Origin of the sequence: Mesorhizobium sp. M0037, from assembly GCF_040323635.1 — a bacterium.
Classification (GTDB): Bacteria; Pseudomonadota; Alphaproteobacteria; order Rhizobiales; family Rhizobiaceae; genus Mesorhizobium.
The window spans coordinates 66,217-87,121 of record NZ_JAMYVB010000014.1 but is presented as its reverse complement, the minus strand read 5'-3'; the positions used below and the strand labels follow the sequence as shown (position 1 = coordinate 87,121).

Here is a 20,905-nt window from a genome sequence, read left to right as displayed (position 1 = left end):
GTTGCCAGGCGACGCGTAATCAGCTGCTAAGGCCGTCACGGATGGCGCTGAAATAGCGGTCGGTTCCAACCTGCCCGCCCTTGAGTGCCACCTCCAGCCCATCGATCGCCTTGACGCGCGAGTGAGCGACGCAAAGCGGCGAGCCCGGCGACGCCGGCAACGGCATCCGCACGGTCAGCGCATCGACACCCATCTGGCCGAGCGCGTGGCTCGACGTATCGCCGCCGGCAACGACCACGCGCTGCAACTTCTGCTCGATGGTCAGCGCGCGAAGCAGTTCGCCGAGGCCCCGCCCGAGCTTGTGGCGGGCGCCTTCCTGGCGGTCGATTTCGCCCCCCCTGTCGGCCGTGGGTCCAAGGGCCGTGTAGAGAACGACGCTGCGTCCGCCTTCCAGGCTGGCGCGACCGGCTGCTGCTGCGCGTGCGATCGCATCTCCGGAAGCTTCGGAGACCAGTTCGACGGGATCGACCTCGATGCCGTCGAAGCCGTCAGTCAAAGCGTGACGGATCTGTCGTTCGGTCGTCGACGAACAACTGCCCGAGACGACCGCGATCCGGTCGGCGGCACCCGGCGGCGAAAATTCTGGTTCAGCTCTGACTGTCCCGTTCGACACCCATTCGGCCAGCAGCGCATATTCGATCCCCGACGAGCCGACGACGAACGAACCGCCCGGCTTGCGGGCGCGCCATATCTCCTTGCCGGCAAGCGCCTGCGTCTCGAGGCTGTCGACATCGACAAGTACGATGTCGGTGCCCTTTGCGATCAAGCGGTCGAAGGCTTCCGAGCGCGACGCCGACTGCAACGTCGCGAGATCGACCAGCCCCGACGTGAGCTCCGTCTGCCGCGACAGATGGATCAGCAGGTCGGATTCATCCATCGGCGTCGTCGGGTGGCGGCTCATCACCGGATGGCGGTCGATGCGGAAATACTTTTCACGATAGGCCGCGAATAGATGACCGAAGGCAGTGTAACGCTTGAGTTGCGGCGCCCCGACCAGCAGCGGCACGCTGTCCTGCGCGAAGACCGAGCGGCCGATCTCGATCGCCCGGCCGATGCTGCCGATCGCCGGGCTGGAATCGAAGGTCGAGCAGACCTTGTAGTGACAGATCGCGGCATTCAGCGTCTTCAGCCAAGCGAAGGCATCGCTCAGATGCGTGTCCATCCATTGTGGCGTCTCGCTGCGGCTGGTGCCGGCCAATCCAATGGCGCGGCAGTGGCTGAACTGCGCAAGTATGGCCGCGTCCGGCTGGCTCATAAATAGCGCGGTCGGCACGCCGCCGAGTTCGAGCGCTTCCATGACGTCGGTCGAGCCGGTGAGGTCGTCGCCATAATAGCTGAGAAGCAGGTCTTGCATTGCTTCAGGCCGCTTTGCCGTCGCCGAACTTTTCGATCGACCGCGCCAGTTCGGGATGGCTCAAGGCGAATTCCGCCAGCGGAATGCCGTCGACCGCCGCCTGCCAGGCTTGCTGCACGGCACGCACCCCGGCGCCCGGTCCATCCGGATGGCTGACGATGCCGCCGCCGCACAGATAGAGCAGATCGACCGTGCGGCCGGTCCGTTCATAGGTCTCGGGCGCTTGCCCGCCCCATTGGCCGGAGCCCGCCACAGGCAAGGCGCAATCCTCAGGCGCAAAAATCGGCGTCGTCACCGCCCTGAAGGACTCGACGAAAGACGCGTCCGGCTCCCAGTATTTCGATTGGATGCCGTTGATCTGGAACTGGTCGACGCCGAGCAGCCGCCAGAACTGTTGCCAGACCTTGAAGTCCATGCCGAGGCCGGGATGGCGAGTAAGAATGTCCCAGCCGTTGCGATGGGCATGCAGCACCAGGCTGGAGCGTTTTCTAAGAAACGCCATGCCACCGAAGCCTATCGAATTGATGTTGACCACCGCGCAATTGCCGCCCGCCTTGGCCACCAGATCGTGGTTGCGCATCATCTCGTCCGGGTCGGCATGCGAGATGCCGAAGGCATACATCACCTTCTTGCCGGTCCTCTGCTCGTGGTCGAGGATCAGCGGCATGATTGCCTTCACCCGCTCCGCCAGCGGCGAATAGGCCGGGCTCATCAGCTTCTCGTCGTCCTTGATGAAATCGACGCCGGCGGCGATCAGCTCCCCCACCATTGCGGCGGTCTCGTGTGGCCGAAGCCCCAGCGCCGGCTTGACGATGGTGCCGATAATCGGTCGGTCCGTGACACCTGTCAGCCTGCGGCTGCCGGCGACGCCGAATTGCGGCCCTGGATGCGCGCCGCGGAATTGCTCCGGCAGCTTCATGTCGACAACGCGAATGCCGGACAGGCCCTTGATCGAATAGGCGCCGCCGATGGCAATGGTCATCAGAGCCGACAGGTCGTGGCCGATGGCATCGAATGGAAAGGCGATGTCGACATCCGCGCGCTTGAACGGCCCGTTACCGGCCTCGGGAATGGAGGGGCGAAGTGCGTCCGGCAGGTGCCGGATGGCCAGGACGCGCGCGGCCACCCGGGCCTTTAGTTCCTCGGTTTCGCCGGGCAGCGCGACGAAGGTTCCAGTCGACTGGTCGCTGGCGATCTTGGTCGCCAGCGCCTCGATGCTACCTGACGTTTCGATGCGGTAGGTGAGCGTGATCATGGTTCGTTGTCTGAGGCCGCGGAGGTTCGAAATGAGTTCCTTGATCGTCAGAATCTGGTATAATGAGTACATAAGCTTTGCAAGCAATATCCTGTCTTGCGGCTATGGCCGATCGGGGCGACGGCCATTCCGGGAATGGCTGTGGCAATGCTAGATAGAGACAGGTCAAGGGAGTGATTCGCGACGATGAACCGTTCGGAGCCGATCATCCGGCGCAAACTTTCCGACGAAGTGTTTTTGCGGCTGAAGCGCCTGATCACCAGCGGAGAATTGACGCCGGGCGACGACATGCCGTCGGAGCGCGAGTTGATGGAGCGCTTCGAGGTCGGCCGTCCCGCGATCCGCGAGGCGATGCAGGCGCTGAGCAATATGGGCCTCGTCGCGATCTCGCATGGGGAACGCGCCAAGGTGCTGCAGCTGACCGCCAAGTCGATCATCAAGCAGGTCGATGGCGCAGCCAAGATCATCCTGTCGTCGTCGAAGGACACGTTGGAACACCTGAAAACGGCGCGCATCTTCTTCGAGCGCGGTATGGTCAGGGAAGCCGCCGAAAACGCCACTGCCGAGGACGTTGAGCAACTGCGGGCCACAATTGCCGAACAGCGTGGCTTTCGCGGCGATTCCGAGGCTTTCATTTCAGCCGACATGAAGTTTCACACCCAGATCGCGGCCATTTCAGGCAACCCGATCTATATCGCCGTCAGCGAGGCGATGCTCGGTTGGCTGAAGGAATATCATACCGAAATGCTGATCTGGACCGGCAAGGAACAGTTCACGCTGACCGAGCATGAAGAGATCATCGGCCGCATCGAGAAGAAGGATGCCGACGGCGCCGAGAAGGCGATGATCAAGCATCTCGAGCGCTCGCGCGCGCTCTATGTGATGAATACCGAAAAATAGTTCAGCCGAACCGGGCAATCGCATAGGGCGCCATCACCAGTTGGCCTCGGCCAAACGCTGAGATGTCGACCGTCACGTCGTTCGCTGTCAGGTTCGCCAGCCACGCGAAGGTCTTGCCCGAAGCGGAGCGGCCGGCCAGCGCCAGCACCTTGGTCTGATCGCTCGTCCTTGCCGCCACATACGCAAGGCCGGCCATTTCGCAAAGCCCCTTGATGGCATCGAAGATCGGCCGGGGCGATCCTTCCGCGACGGGTTCGCCGGATGCTGCCAGCACGCCGAACGGCCCGGCGAAGCCGGAGAGCGTGAGCAGTTCCAGCCCAGCCGGCGCCACGCGCGCGGCATAGCCGATCGTCCATGCGGCAGCGAACAGGCCGGCATGACGAGGGTCGCGATCGGCCATGGCGATGCGCTGTCCCCCGGGATTGCCCTTCGTCGCGCCGCCATAGGGGTTCTGGCGCATGGCGATCGTCGACGGACCGATGCGGTAGGGCTTTGCCCCGAAGATCGCCCGCGTCGACGGGGTGATGAAGGGCAGCGCCTCCAGCGACTGCATGACGCTGAGATCGTCGGCAGCGTGCACGATCGGGCACGTGCAGTGAGTGACGAAATCGAGCAGGCCCCCCGGCACGCGCTTGCGGTTGAGCTCGGTGAAATAGCTGAACATGCCGCCGCCGAGCCGGATATCGGGAAAGGCGCGACGGGCCGCGGCATAGACGTCTTCGAGCGGCGGACAGTCCGGCCACGCGCTGCCCGGCGGTGTCGACTGCCGGTCAACCGAAGGCGAGACGGCAATGGCCGAAAGCTTCAACCCGGCTTGACGCACCATGTCGGCAACGCCTGACAGCTCGGCATCGAGGTCGCCCGCGCAGGCAACGACGCATTCCAGCGTCGTCTGCACCGGATAGGCGGCGGTGAGCCTTGCATAAGACTGCAATGCTTCGAGACCGTGGCCGCGCGTCGGATCGTAGTGGAAGACAAGTTGCTGCGGGCCGAGCTCGGTCAATGTCGAAAGATTTGCGAGCGCTGCTTCGACCTCATCCGGGTAGATGATCACGCCGAGATCCGGCAGCCTCTGCCCGGTCTCGCCGAGTTCGACGCTGACCGGTTCGGCGGCAGATGCTGCGGCCGGCATTCCCCCCTCGCCGGTGATGCGAAGGCTGACCGTCTGGCTTACAGTTTGGCCGGCCGGCAGCACATAGGGCCATGGCAGCGCCAGCGGCCGCACATAGGTCTTGTATGACGCGTCCGACCAGTTGCGCTGGTCCTCCATCTCGAAAGTGTCGCCTTCCATCCGGCATTCGGCAGTGATGCCCGGCCGGACTTCATGGGTGATCGAGCGCAAATCCTTGAAAGGCTGCCAGGGATCGATCAACAGCGGCAGCTTCGCCGCCACCAAGCTGCCGTCCGTATGCTCGACCGTCACCGGGCTTCCGGAGAGGCCGGCGATCGGATGCAGGATGCAGAAGCCGCAGCGATTGGTCTCGAAATCGCTTTCAGGGACCGCGCTGACGTCGAAGACCAGGTGACCGTTGGCGGAGCCCTTGATCGTAGCGCGAAGGTCGAGCCGGCTTCCGCCCGGCGCTAAGCAACTTGCGGAGTAGCTGACGGAGAAGCTGTCGGCGTCCTAATCGACGGCAAGGTCGGTCAGTTCAGGCTCGTAAGTGCCCCAGTCGCGGTCGCGCACGATGTAGGCGATGGCGCGCAGCACTTCGATGCCGCCGTAACGGATGGTGCGCAGATTGCCGTTGACGAAGTCGGCGCTGAGCAGGCCCGCACTCAGCCTGACCGGCTCGGCCTCGACCACGCGTGCGCCGTATAGGAGGAAGGCGTCGGCTGTCATGTCAGCAAGCCATCCAGGTGGACAGGTTCGTGGCTCGCGGCGCCCAGATAGGCCGCCTCGACCAGCGCGAATGTCTTGAGATTGTCGGCGCCCGAGGTCGCCGGCTCGGTTCCCTCTGCCAGGCAGTCGACCCAGTGCTGCTGGATGGCGACGACACTCTCCTGGATGTTGTGCCATGGGCGCGATGCCCAGGCGAGTACGGGCGGCGAAACGTCGGTGATCTTCGTGCCGCGCCTGCCGGTCACGGTGAGCCGATATCCCTGCGCCAGGCGGATTGTGCCGTCGCTGCCGTCGATCTCGATAAGCGTTTCGGGAAACGGCTCCACGGCAAGCTTCGTCGCGTAGCTGCAGTCGACGACTGAGGTGGCGCCGCTCTTGTGATCCATCAGCATCGTTACGACGTCCTCGCCGGCGATATCGGGGTTGATGCGCGCCGTTCGCGTCGTGATCGTCGACACGTCGCCCAGTAGAAAACGGGCGATGTCGAGACTGTGGATACCGAGGTCCTCGATGATGAAGCGCTTTCCCTTGGCGAGATAGGGCTGGCCGGAAAACACGTCATAGGCAGAGCGGAAGGAGATGCGCCCGAAGAACGGCGTGCCGATCTCGCCGCTGTCGAGCACGGCACGCACCGCCTGGATCGCCGACTGCCAGCGAAAATTCTCATGCACCATCAGCGGTACGCCGGCTTCCACGCAGGCCCTCACCATCGCCTTGGCGTCGGCAAGCGTCGGCGCGAACGGCTTTTGGCAAATCACCGGCACACGGTGCAGCGCCGCCATCTCGACCAGCGGACGATGGCTGGGAACGGTAGTGGCGATATCGACGAAGTCGAGGCTTTCGCTTGCAAACATCTCTGCCGCGTCGGTGTAGCGCTTCGCAATGCCGAACTGGTCGCCGATGATGCGCAGCCGCTCCGGGTCGCGGTCGCAAATGGCGACCATCGCGGCGCCTTCAATGTCGCGCCAGGCATGCATCTGGTTGATGGCAAAGAAGCCGCAGCCGATGAGCCCTCCCCGCAACTCCGCCATGCTCAGCCTGCCTTTGCCATCTGCATCAACGTCACCCGGCTCTGCAGCCGGCGCTGCGCCTGGTCGACGACGACGGCGACGATGATGACAAGGCCCTTGATCACCATCTGCCAGAAGGAACTCACGCCCATCATCACCAACCCGTCCGAAAGAATGCCGATGACGAAGGCGCCGACAATGGTGCCGCCGATCGTGCCGCGCCCACCCGACATCGAGGTGCCGCCGAGCACCGCCGCCGCAATGGCGTTGAGCTCGAAACTTTCGCCTGTTGCCGGGTGCGAGGCCATCAGTTCGGACGAGATGATCAGGCCGACGATCGCCGCGCAGAAGCCGGAGAACATGTAGACGAATATTTTCACCATGTTGACACGAACGCCCGAAATTCGCGACGCCCGTTCATTGCCGCCGACGGCGAAGATGTGGCGGCCGAGCGGGGTGTATTTGGCGAGGTAGGCCGCCGCCAGCGCAACGACGATCAGTGTCCAGATCGCCACCGGCAGGCCGAGCAGCCGCCCGGCGCCGAGGAAACCAAACCCGGTGGTGCCAAGCTCCGGCTTGCCGACGAGGTTGGGGAAGGTGCGGCCGTCCGACGACAGCAACGCCAGGCCGCGCGCGACATAGAGCACGCCGAGCGTGGCGATGAACGGCGCTACATTCAACCTGGTGATCAGCAATCCGTTGACGGCGCCGATCAATATGCCGACCGCCAGCGTGATCAGCGCGATCTCGACGACGTTGAAATAGACGGTGTAGCCGAATTGCAGGTCGATGCCGTTCAGCACGAGGTAGCCGGCGACCATGCCGCACAGGCCGACGATCGAGCCGACTGAGAGATCGATGCCGCCGGTGATGATGACGAAGGTCATGCCCATGGCGAGGAAGGCGTTCAGCGCCACATGTTTCGACATCAGGATCAGATTGGCTGTCGACAGGAAATTCGGCGCCGCGATCGAGAAGAAGATCAAGACGGCGATCAGCGCGATGAAGGTCCTCGCCTTCATCAGCGTCAGCAGCAGCGAGCCGCTCGAAACGGAGGAGACAGCCGCCTTGGCCGGGATGTCAGTCATGGGTTCTCCGTGTGCGGGGCCGGTCCGTGGCCAAGTGCCGAGGCGGCGACAAGGGCTGCCTCCGTCGCCTCGGCGCGATCGAACATGCCCGTCAGTTTTCCATTGCTCATCACCGCGATGCGGTCGGACAGCGCCATCACCTCATCGAGATCCGAGGTGGCGAACAGAATGCCCAGCCCGTCGCGCGACAGTTTGCGCATGGTGCGGAAGACGTCGGCCTTGGCGCCGACATCGATACCGCGGCTGGGCTCGTCCATCAGCAGCACCTTAGGCCCGGTGAGCAGCGCCTTGCCGATCACCACCTTTTGCTGGTTGCCGCCTGACAGCGATGAGACCTCCTGCGCCGGGTCGGCGACTTTGATCGCCAGTTCCCGCACCATCTGCGTCACCGCCTGCTTCTCCTGGCCGCCACTGATGTGGAACAGGCGGACAAAGCGCGACAGGCTGGCCAGCGTCAGATTGCTGGCGACGGAGAGGATCGACACCAGCCCTTCGCGCTGGCGGTCTTCGGGGATCAGCGCCAGCCCGCGCCGGATACGCCGCGTCGTGTCGCGCTCCTTGACCTTTTTGCCGGCGATGAAGATTGCGCCGGTAGCCTGGCCATGGCGGCCCATGATGCAGTCGAACAGCTCGCTCCGCCCGGCGCCCATCAGGCCGTATATGCCGAGGATCTCGCCGGCGCGCAGCGACAGCGAGACGTGATCGACCGCCAGCCCGCCGGTGGCGCGCGGCAGGCAGATGTCCTCGGCGCGGAATATCTCTTCGCCGGGAAAATGGCCGTCGGCCTTGGCGAAATCCTTGGCGTCGGAGCCGATCATCTGCCGCACGATCCACCGCGTGTCGACGTTTTTCATCTCTTCCTGGCCGGTGATGTGTCCATCGCGCAGCACGGTGATGTAGTCGCCGATGCGGATCAGCTCTTCCAGCCGGTGCGAGATATAGACGATGGCCACGCCGCGCGCCTTGAGGTCGGCGATCACCTTGAACAGGATCTCGACTTCCGCCGCACTCAGCGCCGAGGTCGGCTCGTCCATGATCAGGATGCGTGCATCGAGCGAGACCGCCTTGGCGATCTCGACCAGCTGCTGCTGGCCGATGCGCAGATCCTCGACCAGCATGTCCGGCCTTATCCCGGCCTGCAGCCGTTCGAGAAATTGCGCCGCGCGACGCTCCTGTTCCTTGCGGTCGATCTTGCGGAACCGGTTGGTGATCTCGCGCGTGGCGAAGATGTTCTCGGCGACGGTCATATTGCCAAACAGGTTCAGCTCCTGGAACACCATGCCGATGCCGCGGTTCACCGCGTCGCCCGAGGACGAGAAGGAGACCTCCTCCCTTTCCAGGAGGATCCGGCCGAGCGTCGGCTGTTCGACGCCGGCGATAATCTTCATCAGCGTCGATTTGCCGGCGCCGTTTTCGCCGACCAGCACATTGACCGCCCCCTTGCGTACCTCGAAATTCGCGCGCTTGACCGCGACGGTGCCGGAATAGACCTTCGAGACGTCTTCCAGCTTCAGGATGACATCGTGAGCGGCGGCGGCACTCATGGCTTCGGCCCGATCTCTGCCTCCGCCGGCGTCACCAGCGGCAGGTCCTGGCCGCTCTCGAGCGTATAGGCGCCGAGAACCTTGGCGGTCCGGCCTTCCAGCGCGTCACGCGGCAGTTTGGCAAGCACGGCCTTGACGGCATAGGCGTTGAACGCCTTGCCGAACTGGGCGAAGTCGATCTGGTTGGTAAAATCGTTGAACTGGATGAAATCGAGACTGTCGCGCAGCGCGGTTCCCCGCATCGCCGGTCCGATTTGCACACGCGCATCGGCCTTGCCGTCGCCGTCGACATCGATATCCATCGTTGCCGCGCGTGACGCCGTGTTGGCTGCGATGATCTTGCCCTCGGCGCGAACCGCGAAGGTCCATGGCGAATTCGCCTGCTTGTTCGGATTGCCATATTTGGCGCCAGCGGAAGCAGGATCGGTTTTCGCCAGAGCGTGGACCTCGGCAAACGGCCCGGCCTTCTGCTGGAGGTAAGGCACGACCTTCGCGGCCCAGATCTCCTCGACCATCTTGTCCGGATTGAAGACGGCGGCATTGCCGCTGTCCCCCGAAGGGGTCGGGAGGATCTTGCAGGCGGTCAAGCTGATGCCGAGTATCACGGCAAGGATCGGCCAGATCGGCTTGTTGTTCAGCATGATGGCTTGTTGAGCATGTGATCAATACCCACGGAAAGGGGCGACGAGGGACGACCCTTGGGTAGCCCCTCGCTGTTCATGTCACGCCGGCTCAGTTGGTCAGCGCAAACGTTTCCAGCTTGGCAGCATTGTCGCCATTGACCAGAACGCAGTCCATCAGCTGCTTTTCCTTGGCCGGCGACTTCTTGTTCTTGATGAAGTCGTTGGCCTGCTCGACCGCCATCTGCGCCTGCGCATAGGCCGGCTGCAGGACGGTTGCCTTGATGCCGCCCGCGGTGATGGAGTCGCGCACGTCGTTCGATCCGTCGAAGCCGACGACGATGACGTCCTTGCGGTTTGCCGCGACCAGCGCCGCATAGGCGCCCATCGCCATCGTGTCATTGCCGGAGATGACGCCCTTGATGTCAGGGTTGGCCTGCAGGATCGATTCCATCTTGGAATAGGCTTCCGTCTGGCTCCAGTTGGCCGATTGCTGGGCGACCATCTTCAGATCCGGATAATCGTCGATGACGTCATGATAGCCCTTCGAGCGAATGCCGGCATTGGTGTCGGATTCCTTGCCGACCAGCTCGACGAAATTGCCCTTCTCGCCCATCAGCTTGACGAACTCCTGCGCGCCGAGCTGGGCGCCCTGGTAGTTGTTGGAGACGATCTGAGCCACGGCGACGCCGGTGGCGTTGATCTCGCGATCGATCAGGAACGACGGCACGCCCGCGTCCTTGGCCTTCTGCACGGCAGCGACAGTGGCGTCGGCGCCGGCATTGTCGAGGATGATCGCCTTGGCGCCGCGACCGATCGCCGTATCGATCAATTCGGATTGCTTGTTGGCGTCGTCGTCATGGACGAGCACAAGCGCTTCGTAGCCGAGTTCCTTGGCCTTGGCTTCGGCGCCGACGGCTTCCGCCTTGAAGAACGGATTGTCGTGCGAGGGCGTGATGATGGCAATGAGGTCGGCCGCATAGGCGGGTACCGCCGTGCCAAGCGCCAGCATGCCGGCGAACGCCGCAAGTGTCATTCTGCGTGTGAGTTTCATGATGTCCTCCCGTTTGAAAAATTGCCTTGATAAATCAAGGCCTCTGCATTCGAATTCATCGCGCAACGCGGGCCGCCCGATCGGTTCAGGCTGAATGCCGGTGCCGGCTTCCCAAACGATCGCTGCTCCCCCGCCGTCCCTCCACTCGCCCAGGCTTCGTACTTCCCGCGAACCCTTGCCCAAGCCATCAACAGCTAAGCCAACTGGTATGATGAGTCAATCACTAATTGAGGTGACATGTTCGCACTGAGCAAAACATCTGTTCGTCATGGCGGGTGTGTCGAGCCATCGAGGCGCTCCGGCAAGCGCCCGACTCGGCCTGTCTCAGGTAATGCGCCGAATGCTCGCGGCGATCTCTTCCGGCTCGAACACCCGCTTCCAGTCGTCGCGCATCAGCACCGGCTTGCCGAATTCGATCGCCTTGTTGCAGGCATCCGAGAATACGCCCTTGGTCTCGCCGAAAATCACGGCGCCGAGCACGTTCATGTGGCCGAGCAGGAAGTCGAGCGCCGCCTGTTGGTCGACGCCACGCGCGACGACCTCGTCGACGGCTTCCTTCATGACGACAAGCAGTGACGCGCACACCGTCTCCGATAGACCGGGCTCCAGCAGCGCCATCTGTTCGACAGTGACACGGTGCGAGCGCATGACCGGCGCCCAGATGATTTTCGCGACCGCCTCGCCCTTGGCGTAATCCGCTTCCGGTCCCTGCATCAGCGCGCTGACCATATGCTGCTTGGCCTTGACGCCGCCAAAATAGTCCTTCTTGGCCGCCATGTCGGTCTCGTCGTTGAAGATCGGCGGATGACAGGGATGGGTGACGAAATAGGTCAGGTCCGGCCGGTTGGGCAGATGGCCGGCGAAGGGTGCGGCCGCATCGAGCACTATCACCATTGTGCCCGGCGCCAGTTTGCTCTCGATATCAGCCGCCACCTTGCCGATATGCGTGTCGGGAACGGCCAGGATGACGATGTCCGCCCCGTCCAGCGCCGCATCGGCACTGACCGCGTCAAAGCCCAGTCCGGTCTTCAGCCGCTCGCGGCCGGCCTCGCTCACCTCGACATGGCGTACCGTGTAGAGCGATCCGCGAAAATTGGTCGACAGGCGGTAACCCATTTTGCCGCCGGCACCGAGTAGCGCAATCGTCGTCATGTAATCCCTACTCCCGATTTTGAACGACGGTCGCGCCCATCGTCATGTTATCAACTGGTATAATCACCTTACCACGAATTGAGGAGTTGAACAGGGCTTTGATGAGCGGCTACACGGGCGCCCGTTTGGCATTCCACTCGCACTTGGCGGGCCTATAGCTGCCTGGGTCCCTGGTCTTCTCAGCCCGAAAACTATCCCTGCGCTGCGACTCCTGGTAGCGCCTTCAGGATCCAGTCACGCGCCGGCGCCCTTCTTCAACCAGGTGAAACCGGTAGCGATCGCGTATGAACTCGTTGAAAAATTGCCCCTTCGAGAAGGCGGCGCGGAACGCCGCATAGGTCTCGGGTTCGACCTCTTCATAGTCGTAGCGGGCTCCGCTCGGGACGAACCAGACCGAGAGGATTTTCGTCGACGGGTCGTAGTGGGTGTTGCGAATGGCAGTGGACGGCATGTCGAAAATCCTGCTTCGTCCCCAAATCTTTCGCCCCAAATCCTGCTTCGAGCATGCGTAATGCCGCAACGATGCGGAGGTTCCGTCAGGGAGGCGCACCACAACGCCGAAAATCTTGCCCGGGCCGCGAGGCTTCCTATCTCTCCGTCAGATGTCACAGACGAAATCCAGTACAACAGCGTATGCCAGCCAGGGCGATCTCTTCGGCGCGGCCGACACGCTGCCGGAAGGATTTTCCTACCGGCCGGGCCTGATCACAACGGATGAAGAGGCGGAACTGGTCCGTCACCTCAATGAACTGTCCTTCAAGCCCTTCGATTTCCACGGCCATCTTGCCAACCGGCAAGTGGCCGGTTTCGGCCTGCGCTACGACTACGACCGGCGCCAGGTCGTCGAAGCGCCGCCCATACCTCAATTCCTGCTGCCGCTCCGCGACAAGGTCGCGGACTTTGCCGGCCGGTCCGCCACAGAGTTCGCGCAGGTGCTGATCAACGAGTATCGGCCGGGCGCGGGCATAGGTTGGCATCGCGACAAGCCGCATTTCGATCTCGTCGCCGGCGTCTCGCTGCTGGCGCCCTGCAGCTTTCGGCTGCGCCGCAAAAACGGCTCGAAATGGGATCGCGAGACGATCGAGGTCGAACCGAGGTCCCTCTATCTCATGGACGGTCCGGCGCGCCACGAGTGGGAGCACAGCATTCCGCCGGTCGCCGGGCACCGCTATTCGATCACGCTGCGCACTCTGAAATAGGCGATACTCCAAGCCACGCAGCAGCCGCTCTGGAAGGCAGCACGCAGTTGTGCTTCGATTGTATATGAGCGTTGATCGCAGCAAAATCCTGGCCATCCGCGTGGCGCTCTTTCTGTGGGCATGCCTGTCCTGCGTTCTGGCTCTGCAGTGGCTCGTCGACCTCGGCATGGTCGGCGTTCCCGACGGATACATAACGCCCTATGCCCGAGCAACGAGCACGCTGTTGCATGTCCTTGTCTGGCCATGCCTGGCTCAAAGTCTCTACTTCGCTTGCCGAGCCTTGCTTGGCAAACGCTTCGAGCCTGCTCCTCTCTTCCTGCAAATCCTGATCGCCGCCGCACTGACTGTCGTGCCGGCATTCATCGTAAAACACTGTCCGCGGTCTCAGGTATGCAGCAACATCTATGAAGCGCTCACGAATACGGTGATGGACGACGGCACCGGCGGATGACGTTGTGTCTCCAGTAACTGACGAGAGTTAGAACTTTGGCGTCGCGCCGCGCGGTGGCGGTAAAACCTGGAGGAACCATGCGAAAGATCCTGGCATCGATGCTGCTGTTCGCGGCAGCGCTATTTGCAAACCCCGCTCGGGCGCTGGACAGTACCATCCCGCCGGTTGTCGTCACACCGCTTGCGGATCGCAGCCAGACGGCGTCCGGTCAGCCGATCGTGCTGCCGCAGAAAAATGTCCAGGTCCTGGTTTCAACCTATGACATTGCGGTCGGCGCCACTCTGCCGGTGCACAAGCACCCGTTTGCCCGCTACGCCTATGTCGAGGCCGGGACACTCAAAGTGACGAATGTCGAGACCGGCAACAGCAACACCTACAAGACGGGCGATTTCATCATCGAGATGATCGGCCAATGGCACCAGGCCACCAACATCGGCGACGCCCCGGTCAAGCTGCTGGTCATCGACCAGGTCGAACAAGGCGCCAAGAACACGGCGCTGCAGAAACAATAGATCTCTCGCTACGGACCTAGGCAGGGTTGCCGGGCTGGCCCAAGCAGCGACTGGCTGTTCCGGCTTCCCCACCAACCGAGCCGATGCTAGGGCTGGCCGTCATGCAATCATGAAGGATCGCCCCTTGGCAGGAAATGCTCGCCCCCTGATCGAAATCTGCGTCGAAGGCATCGATGGACTGCTGGCCGCGCAGGCCGCCGGCGCCGACCGGGTCGAGCTCTGCGCCAGCCTGGTCGAAGGCGGCATCACGCCCAGCCTCGGCACGGTGCGCGCCGCACTCGAGAGCGCGACCATTCCCTTCCATGTCATCGTGCGGCCGCGCGGCGGCGATTTCCTCTACAGCGAGGCCGAATACAGCTCGATGCTCGCCGATGTCGCAGCGCTTCGTGACCTCGGCGTCGCCGGTGTCGTCGTCGGTTGCCTCAATGCCGACGGCACCATCGATGAAACCCGCATGGGCGCGCTGGTCGATGCCGCCGGTCCGCTCGCCGTCACCTGCCACCGCGCCTTCGACATGACGCGCGACCCAGCCGAGGCGCTGGAAGCGCTGATCCGCTGCAAGGTCGGCCGCGTGCTGACCAGCGGCCAGAGGGACACCGCGGTGGAAGGCGCCGGCCTGTTGGCGGATCTCGTCCGCCAGGCCGACGGCCGCATCATCATCCTCGGCTGCGGCGCGCTGGACCCCGAAAACATCGCCGGGGTGCTGGCATCAACCGGGCTGACGGAAATGCATTTCGCCGCGCTCAAGGACGTACCGAGCGCCATGGCCTACCGCAACCCGCAAGTCGGCATGGGGGGCACCGATCTCGACCGCGAGTATCGCACCACAGTCACCGATGGGGCGCTGGTTGCGGCGACGATTGCGGCGGCCAGAGCATGATGAGCAAAGCCGTGACTGGGCGGCCATCGCCGATCAGCCGCGTCCTGCCTCAGGACGAAGCCGCCATCCTCGCGCTCAACAATGAGCACGCCGCCGAACTGTCATGGCTCGAGCCGGAACGGCTGTCCTTCCTGCTTGGCGAAGCGTTTTACATCAGGCGCATCGGCGCGCTCGAAGCCTTCATCATGACGTTCGACCAGAATGCGGCCTACGACAGCCCGAATTTCCTCTGGTTCCGCGAGCGCTATCCACGCTTCGTCTATGTCGACCGCGTCGTCGTCGCGGCGCAAGCGCGCGGCCGCGGCCATGCCCGCCGGCTCTACGAGGATCTGTTCGGGGAAGTCGCCCGCGCGGGCCACAGCATCGTCACCTGCGAGGTCATTGTCGAACCGCCCAATCCGGCTTCGGACGCCTTCCATGCGGCGCTTGGCTTTGCCGAGGTCGGTGACGCGGTGATCCATGGCGACAAGAAGGCGGTGCGCTACTACCTCAAGGAGATCGCCGGCTGATGGGTCGCTGGCTGATGATCGGCAAGCAGATCGCCACGGCGGCATAAGATTAGGAGTCCGTAGCCCTCACCAATTCCGGTTCAGCCAGGCCCGCGCGGGCTTCTCGACCAGATAGTAGCTGCATAGTGCACAGGCGAAGACAGCCGCCAGCATCGGGATCGGCGCACTGCCCTGCTCGGCGACGAATTTGTAGAAGGGCTGTTGCCAGAGATAGAGCGAGTATGACCACAGCCCGATCATCACCATCGGCCTGGACGATAGCAGGCCGGTCAGGTGCCGGCTGCTGGTGTCCAGCGTATTGACGGCAAGCGCCAGCAACGGCACCGCCAGTAGGTAATGGATCGGCGTCGGCACCGGATCGAGGAACAGCAATATAGCCGCCGCCGCCGACACGAGGCTGACATAGGGGCTCTTCAGGAATGCCGGCAGCCGGTCATCGTGCTTGAGCAGGCAGATCGATGCCGACAGCAGGATCGAGGCGATATGCACATCGGTGCGCCAATAGCTGTGCTCGTAATCCATGCCGAGTGCCCAGTACGAAATGGCGCCATTGGCCATCGCCAGCAGCGACAGCGTCACCAGCAGCCGAACGACATTACCCCGCCCGGTCACCACCACGCTGATCAGCGCCAGGATGATGTAGGCATGCTCTTCCACGCATAGCGACCAGATGTGGTCGAGCGCGCCGGCGCGGGTGATGAGAATTCCGGCATAGTTGTAGGTGAATGTCAGCGCCGTCAGCGCCGCCTTCCATTTGAAGCCGATAAAGGTGCCGGAGAGCCCGATCATGGCTGATGTCACGAACACCAGCAGCGCGGGATAGATGCGCGAAAAGCGGCGCTTGAAGAATTTTTTCAGCGGAAAGCGTTCGATGAACAGTATCTCGCCCATCAGCCGGCCTGAGAGCACGAAGAAGAACTCGACGCCGAGCACGCCGAGATTGATCCCGGGAACGGGGAAGAAATGGCCGATCAGCACCAGTGCGATCGAAAGCCCGCGCCAGCCATCGAGATAGGCCAGTCTTGCTCTGGCTGCTTTGTCGGCTGTGGCCCGCGGCAGGGCAACAGACGCTGCGGAGATGTCGGCCATGCCGATCCTCTACGACCCAAGATCTTGGCGCAGCTCACACCGCCGCGCGCAGAATCCACCCCGTGTTCCGCCAAGCTATACATATTGCAGTGCAATATCAGATTGTGCAAGTGCGAGAATGGGGCTGGGCAGTCCCTTGGGAAGTATGCGCCTGTTCTTGCACGGGAATTACCTGAAACAACGGATTTGCGCGTGGCAGCGAACCCGCAAGGACTGGGCAGTTACAGCCCGCCGCAGACGAACAAAGGGGCCGCGATGGCCCCTTTCCATGTCAGTAGCTTTATGATGTCAGGCGTTGGCTGCCGCCACCGCGCGCTTGGCCATCACGGCGATCAAATTGGCACGGTATTCGGCCGAAGCGTGGAGGTCGGTCATCAAATTCTTCGCCGGCACTTTCACGCCGTCGAGCGCCGATGCGGCAAAATTTTTCGCCAGTGCGGCTTCGATCTCCTTCGAGCGGAACACGCCGTCATCGCCGGCACCGGTAACGGCAACGCTGACCCCGTCCTTGCCCTTGGCCACGAACACGCCGACAATCGCATAGCGCGAGGCCGGGTTGCGGAATTTTTCGTAAGCAGCCTTGGCCGGCGCGGTAAAACTCACCGCGGTGATGATCTCGCCTTCTTTCAGCGCCGTTTCGAACAGGCCGGTGAAGAATTTCGCGGCTGAAATCTCGCGCTTGTTGGTGACGATGGTGGCGCCCAGCGCCAAGAGCGCCGCCGGATAATCGGCGGCTGGGTCGTTGTTGGCGACCGAGCCGCCGATCGTGCCCTTGTGGCGCACCGCCGGATCGCCAATCAGCGACGCAAGGTGCGCAAGCGCCGGACAGGCCTTCCGCAGCTTCTCGTCATTGGCGACGTCGTAATGGGTTGTGGCGGCGCCGATGGTGACGGTCTTGCCCGACACCTTGACGCCTTGCAGTTCCTTGATCCGCGACAGGTCGATCAGGTCGGAGGGTGCGGCGAGCCGCGTCTTCATCGCCGGGATCAGCGTCATGCCGCCTGACAAAAGCCTGGCGTCGCCGCTCTTCACCAGCTTGGCGGCGTCGGCGACCGAGGCGGCGCGGTGGTAGTTGACTGCGTACATGGGATCCTCCCTGAAGTGGTTAGGCAGTAGTGAGTAGGGAGTAGGGAATAGGGACGCTGTCATCTCCGGTAATGCCCATTCCCTACTCACTACTCCCTACTCACTCATTTCTTCGCCCTAATCGCCGCCCACACCGTCGACGGCGAGGCCGGCATGGCGATGTCCACAATCCCCAAAGCGTCGGTGATGGCGTTGATGACCGCCGGCGGCGAGCCGATGGCGCCGGCCTCGCCACAGCCCTTGATGCCAAGCGGATTGCTCGGACACGGCGTGTTCGAGGTCGACACCTTGAATGACGGCAGGTCGTCCGCGCGCGGCATGGTGTAGTCCATGTAGCTCGCCGTCAGCAGCTGCCCGCTATCGTCATAGTGCGCGCCTTCCAGCAGCGCCTGGCCGATGCCTTGCGCGATGCCGCCATGGACCTGGCCTTCGACGATCATCGGGTTGATGATGTTGCCGAAATCGTCCGCCGCAACGAACTGGACGATCTCGGTCGTGCCGGTTTCCGGATCGATCTCGACCTCGCAGATGTAGCAGCCCGCCGGGAAAGTAAAGTTCGCCGGATCGTAGAAGGCGGTTTCCTTCAGTCCCGGCTCCATGCCTGCCGGCAGATTGTGAGCGGTGTAGGCGGCAAGCGCCACCTGGAACCAGGGCAGGCTCTTGTCGGTGCCGGCAACCTTGACCTCGCCATTCTCGATGACGATGTCGCCCTCGTCGGCCTCGAGCAGATGGGCGGCGATTTTCTTGGCCTTGGCCTCGACCTTGTCGAGCGCCTTGGCAATTGCCGACATGCCGACCGCGCCCGAGCGCGAGCCGTAGGTGCCCATACCCATCTGCACCTTGTCGGTATCTCCATGGACGATCGAGACCGAGTCCAGTGGCACGCCAAAACGCTGGTTGACGAGTTGCGCGAAGGTCGTCTCATGGCCCTGGCCGTGGCTGTGCGAGCCGGTCAGCACCTCGATCGTGCCGACGGCATTGACCCGCACCTCGGCCGATTCCCACAGACCGACGCCGGCGCCGAGCGAACCGACCGCCGCCGACGGCGCGATGCCGCAGGCCTCGATATAGCAGCTCATGCCGATGCCGCGCAGTCTGCCCTGGCTGGCGGCCGCCGCTTTGCGCTTGGCAAAGCCGGCATAGTCGGACGCCTGTGTCGCCGCATCGAGTGAAGCTCCATAGTCGCCGGCGTCATAGTTCATGATGACCGGCGTCTGGTGCGGAAACTCGGTGATGAAATTGATGCGCCGCAACTCCGCCGGAGAGACCCCAAGTTCACGCGCGGCGGTCTCCATTGTCCGTTCGAGCAGATACGTGGCTTCCGGCCGCCCTGCCCCGCGATAGGCATCGACGGGTGCCGTGTTGGTGTAGACGGTGCGCACATTGGCGTGGATCGTCGGGATGTTGTACTGGCCCGACAGCAGCGTCGCGTAGAGATAGGTCGGCACGCAAGACGAGAACAGCGACATGTAGGCGCCGAGATTGGCGATGGTGTCGACTTTGAAGCCGGTGATCTTGTTGTTCTTGTCGAACGCCATTTCGACCGTCGAGACATGGTCGCGGCCATGTGCGTCGGTGAGGAAGCTTTCGGTGCGGTCGGCGACCCATTTGACCGGGACGCCGGTTTTCTTGGACGCCCACAGGCAGACGATCTCTTCGGGATAGATGTAGATCTTCGAGCCGAAGCCGCCGCCGACATCGGGCGCAATGACGCGCAGCTTGTTTTCCGGCGCGACATTGTAGAAGGCGCTCATCACTAGCCGCGCGACATGCGGGTTCTGCGACGTCGTCCAGCAGGTAAAATGGTCCTCGGCCTTGTCGTAATGGCCAAGGGCCGCGCGCGGCTCCATGGCGTTGGGAACCAGCCGGTTGTTGACGATCTTCATGCGGGTGACATGGGCCGCCGCCTGGATCGCCGCGTCGGTCGCCTTGGCATCGCCGATCTCCCAGTCGAAGATAAGATTGTCCTCGGCTTCGGCATGGACCTGCGGCGCACCTTTTTGCAGCGCCTTGGTGGCATCGACCACCGCCTTCAATTCCTTGTAGGTGATCTCGACCGCTTCGGCCGCGTCGCGGGCCTGGCCCTTGGTTTCCGCCACCACGATGACGACCGCGTCGCCGACATAGCGCACCTTGTCGACGGCCAGCGGCGACCACGCGCCCATCTTCATCGGCGAGCCGTCCTTGGAATGGATCATCCAGCCGCAGATCAGGTTGCCGATGCCGTCGGCCTTGAGCTCCTTGCCGGTCAAGACGCCGATGACGCCGGGCATCGCCTGCGCTCGTCTGACGTCGATCTTCTTGATCTGAGCATGCGCGTGCGGGCTGCGCACGAAAGCGGCATGCTTCATGCCGGGAACCACCATGTCGTCGACATAGCGGCCGGCGCCGGTGATGAACCGTTTGTCTTCCTTGCGCACGACCCGAGCGCCGATGCCTTCAATGCCCATAGGAATTCCTCCGGAATAGCGAATAGTGAGTAGCGAATAGTGAACAGTGAGTAGGGAATTGTGCTCGGAGCGGTTCGGCTAAACCGACTACTCGCTATTCACTATTCACTACTCGCTTCTTTCTTACGCTGCCTGTTTCGCCCTGCCCTTCGGCACCTTCGCCATCGTCTGCGATGCGGCGAGGATCGCCTTGACGATGTTGTGGTAGCCGGTGCAGCGGCAGATGTTGCCTTCGAGCTCGGCGCGCACCGTCGCCTCGTCAAGGCCTTCGGGATGGCGCGCGATCATGTCGGTCGCCGTCATGATCATGCCCGGCGTGCAGAAGCCGCATTGCAGCCCATGATGTTCCTTGAACGCGGCCTGCATCGGATGCAGGTCGCCGCCATTGGCAAGCCCCTCGATCGTCACCACGGTCGACCCGGAGGCCTGCACGGCCAGCATCGAACAGGACTTCACTGCCCTGCCGTCGACATGCACGACGCAGGCGCCGCATTGAGAGGTGTCACAACCGACATGCGTTCCGGTGAGACCAAGATTTTCGCGCAGGAAATGAACCAGAAGCGTTCGGTCCTCGGCAGCGCCGCTGATCCGTTTTCCGTTCACGACAAACGAAACGTCCGACATGCATCCTCCCTGGGTATGACCTTGGTAGTCATGCTGCCGATGCGGCTTTGGCGCTCGGCCATGCGCTATTGGTACACTGCACAAAGCGCAAAAAACACACGGCGCTCATTGTACTTTCGGTCATGGAGAAAACGAAAATCACGGGCCTGTCCGCCCCATTGCCAAAGAGCGAATAGGGGGCAACAATGCCCTCGACGCCAGCGCGCCGAGAGACATAAAACGGGCGCGCGCAGGAAGCGTCGGAGGATATCGGGAGGAAGCCTCTGGCCAGTTCACGGACGAGCTATG

At 62.9% G+C, this 20,905-nt stretch carries 19 protein-coding genes and 1 pseudogene; 6 read left to right on the top strand and 14 right to left on the bottom strand.

Features of this window, described 5'->3' with window-relative positions; all coding sequences use genetic code 11:
* Nucleotides 1–19: 19 nt before the first annotated feature.
* Both NKJ78_RS20960 and oiaX read right to left on the bottom strand, forming a co-directional pair.
* Entirely contained in the window at nucleotides 20–1,354 is a 1,335-nt protein-coding gene (locus NKJ78_RS20960; RefSeq protein ID WP_352459124.1) for a four-carbon acid sugar kinase family protein, read from the bottom strand.
* 4 nt (nucleotides 1,355–1,358) lie between these two features.
* A complete protein-coding gene (gene oiaX / locus NKJ78_RS20955; protein WP_023739046.1) occupies nucleotides 1,359–2,609 on the bottom strand; it encodes a 3-oxo-isoapionate-4-phosphate decarboxylase OiaX in 1,251 nt (416 codons plus the stop codon).
* 186 nt (nucleotides 2,610–2,795) lie between these two features.
* On the opposite strand from oiaX, the gene NKJ78_RS20950 reads away from it, so the two are divergent.
* Entirely contained in the window at nucleotides 2,796–3,509 is a 714-nt protein-coding gene (locus tag NKJ78_RS20950) for a transcriptional regulator NanR (RefSeq protein WP_023733710.1), read from the top strand.
* A gap of 1 nt (nucleotide 3,510) precedes the next feature.
* Here the strand turns inward: NKJ78_RS20950 and apnL are convergent.
* The 8 genes and pseudogenes from apnL to NKJ78_RS20910 all read right to left on the bottom strand — a co-directional run bounded on the left by apnL (nucleotide 3,511) and on the right by NKJ78_RS20910 (nucleotide 12,268).
* Nucleotides 3,511–5,349: pseudogene (apnL, locus tag NKJ78_RS20945) on the bottom strand (D-apionate lactonase).
* A complete protein-coding gene (locus tag NKJ78_RS20940; RefSeq protein ID WP_023739047.1) occupies nucleotides 5,346–6,380 on the bottom strand; it encodes a Gfo/Idh/MocA family protein in 1,035 nt (344 codons plus the stop codon). Before NKJ78_RS20940 ends, apnL begins: the two are co-directional and overlap by 4 nt.
* Before the next feature lie 2 nt (nucleotides 6,381–6,382).
* Nucleotides 6,383–7,447, bottom strand: coding sequence for an ABC transporter permease (locus NKJ78_RS20935; protein WP_023739048.1), 1,065 nt, complete (start codon nucleotides 7,445–7,447; stop codon nucleotides 6,383–6,385).
* Nucleotides 7,444–8,991: a sugar ABC transporter ATP-binding protein gene (locus tag NKJ78_RS20930; RefSeq protein ID WP_023739049.1), complete on the bottom strand. Its 1,548-nt coding sequence runs from the start codon at nucleotides 8,989–8,991 to the stop codon at nucleotides 7,444–7,446. The genes NKJ78_RS20935 and NKJ78_RS20930 overlap by 4 nt, the downstream gene beginning before the upstream one ends.
* Complete coding sequence (locus tag NKJ78_RS20925) at nucleotides 8,988–9,632, bottom strand: DUF2291 family protein (protein WP_023739050.1); 645 nt, start codon at nucleotides 9,630–9,632, stop codon at nucleotides 8,988–8,990. The genes NKJ78_RS20930 and NKJ78_RS20925 overlap by 4 nt, the downstream gene beginning before the upstream one ends.
* Nucleotides 9,633–9,723: 91 nt before the next feature.
* Nucleotides 9,724–10,665, bottom strand: a complete 942-nt coding sequence (locus tag NKJ78_RS20920; RefSeq protein WP_023681704.1) for a D-ribose ABC transporter substrate-binding protein — start codon at nucleotides 10,663–10,665, stop codon at nucleotides 9,724–9,726.
* A gap of 324 nt (nucleotides 10,666–10,989) precedes the next feature.
* Complete coding sequence (locus tag NKJ78_RS20915) at nucleotides 10,990–11,817, bottom strand: phosphogluconate dehydrogenase C-terminal domain-containing protein (RefSeq protein ID WP_023706030.1); 828 nt, start codon at nucleotides 11,815–11,817, stop codon at nucleotides 10,990–10,992.
* A 223-nt stretch (nucleotides 11,818–12,040) separates the two neighbouring features.
* Nucleotides 12,041–12,268 carry a KTSC domain-containing protein gene (locus tag NKJ78_RS20910; RefSeq protein ID WP_023681706.1) on the bottom strand — a complete coding sequence of 76 codons (228 nt, stop codon included), beginning with the start codon at nucleotides 12,266–12,268 and terminating at the stop codon, nucleotides 12,041–12,043.
* Between the two features lie 151 nt (nucleotides 12,269–12,419).
* Here NKJ78_RS20910 and NKJ78_RS20905 point away from each other — a divergent pair, with 151 nt between their 5' ends.
* The 5 genes from NKJ78_RS20905 to NKJ78_RS20885 all read left to right on the top strand — a co-directional run bounded on the left by NKJ78_RS20905 (nucleotide 12,420) and on the right by NKJ78_RS20885 (nucleotide 15,368).
* Nucleotides 12,420–13,016, top strand: coding sequence for an alpha-ketoglutarate-dependent dioxygenase AlkB (locus NKJ78_RS20905; RefSeq protein ID WP_352459126.1), 597 nt, complete (start codon nucleotides 12,420–12,422; stop codon nucleotides 13,014–13,016).
* A gap of 64 nt (nucleotides 13,017–13,080) precedes the next feature.
* Nucleotides 13,081–13,467, top strand: coding sequence for a hypothetical protein (locus tag NKJ78_RS20900; protein WP_352459127.1), 387 nt, complete (start codon nucleotides 13,081–13,083; stop codon nucleotides 13,465–13,467).
* A 77-nt stretch (nucleotides 13,468–13,544) separates the two neighbouring features.
* The gene (locus NKJ78_RS20895) at nucleotides 13,545–13,979 is read left to right on the top strand and encodes a cupin domain-containing protein (protein WP_023739052.1); all 435 of its coding nucleotides are present in this window, start codon (nucleotides 13,545–13,547) and stop codon (nucleotides 13,977–13,979) included.
* A 109-nt stretch (nucleotides 13,980–14,088) separates the two neighbouring features.
* Nucleotides 14,089–14,859, top strand: coding sequence for a copper homeostasis protein CutC (locus NKJ78_RS20890; protein ID WP_031201829.1), 771 nt, complete (start codon nucleotides 14,089–14,091; stop codon nucleotides 14,857–14,859).
* Entirely contained in the window at nucleotides 14,859–15,368 is a 510-nt protein-coding gene (locus NKJ78_RS20885; protein ID WP_352562627.1) for a GNAT family N-acetyltransferase, read from the top strand. The genes NKJ78_RS20890 and NKJ78_RS20885 overlap by 1 nt, the downstream gene beginning before the upstream one ends.
* Before the next feature lie 66 nt (nucleotides 15,369–15,434).
* Here the strand turns inward: NKJ78_RS20885 and NKJ78_RS20880 are convergent, their stop codons facing one another.
* From NKJ78_RS20880 to NKJ78_RS20865, 4 genes are all read right to left on the bottom strand, one after another.
* Nucleotides 15,435–16,457: an acyltransferase family protein gene (locus NKJ78_RS20880; RefSeq protein ID WP_023739055.1), complete on the bottom strand. Its 1,023-nt coding sequence runs from the start codon at nucleotides 16,455–16,457 to the stop codon at nucleotides 15,435–15,437.
* A gap of 288 nt (nucleotides 16,458–16,745) precedes the next feature.
* Nucleotides 16,746–17,543, bottom strand: coding sequence for an FAD binding domain-containing protein (locus NKJ78_RS20875; RefSeq protein ID WP_023672622.1), 798 nt, complete (start codon nucleotides 17,541–17,543; stop codon nucleotides 16,746–16,748).
* A gap of 104 nt (nucleotides 17,544–17,647) precedes the next feature.
* Entirely contained in the window at nucleotides 17,648–19,993 is a 2,346-nt protein-coding gene (locus NKJ78_RS20870) for a xanthine dehydrogenase family protein molybdopterin-binding subunit (protein ID WP_023688177.1), read from the bottom strand.
* A gap of 123 nt (nucleotides 19,994–20,116) precedes the next feature.
* Nucleotides 20,117–20,617: a (2Fe-2S)-binding protein gene (locus NKJ78_RS20865; protein WP_023725653.1), complete on the bottom strand. Its 501-nt coding sequence runs from the start codon at nucleotides 20,615–20,617 to the stop codon at nucleotides 20,117–20,119.
* Between the last annotated feature and the right edge of the window lie 288 nt (nucleotides 20,618–20,905).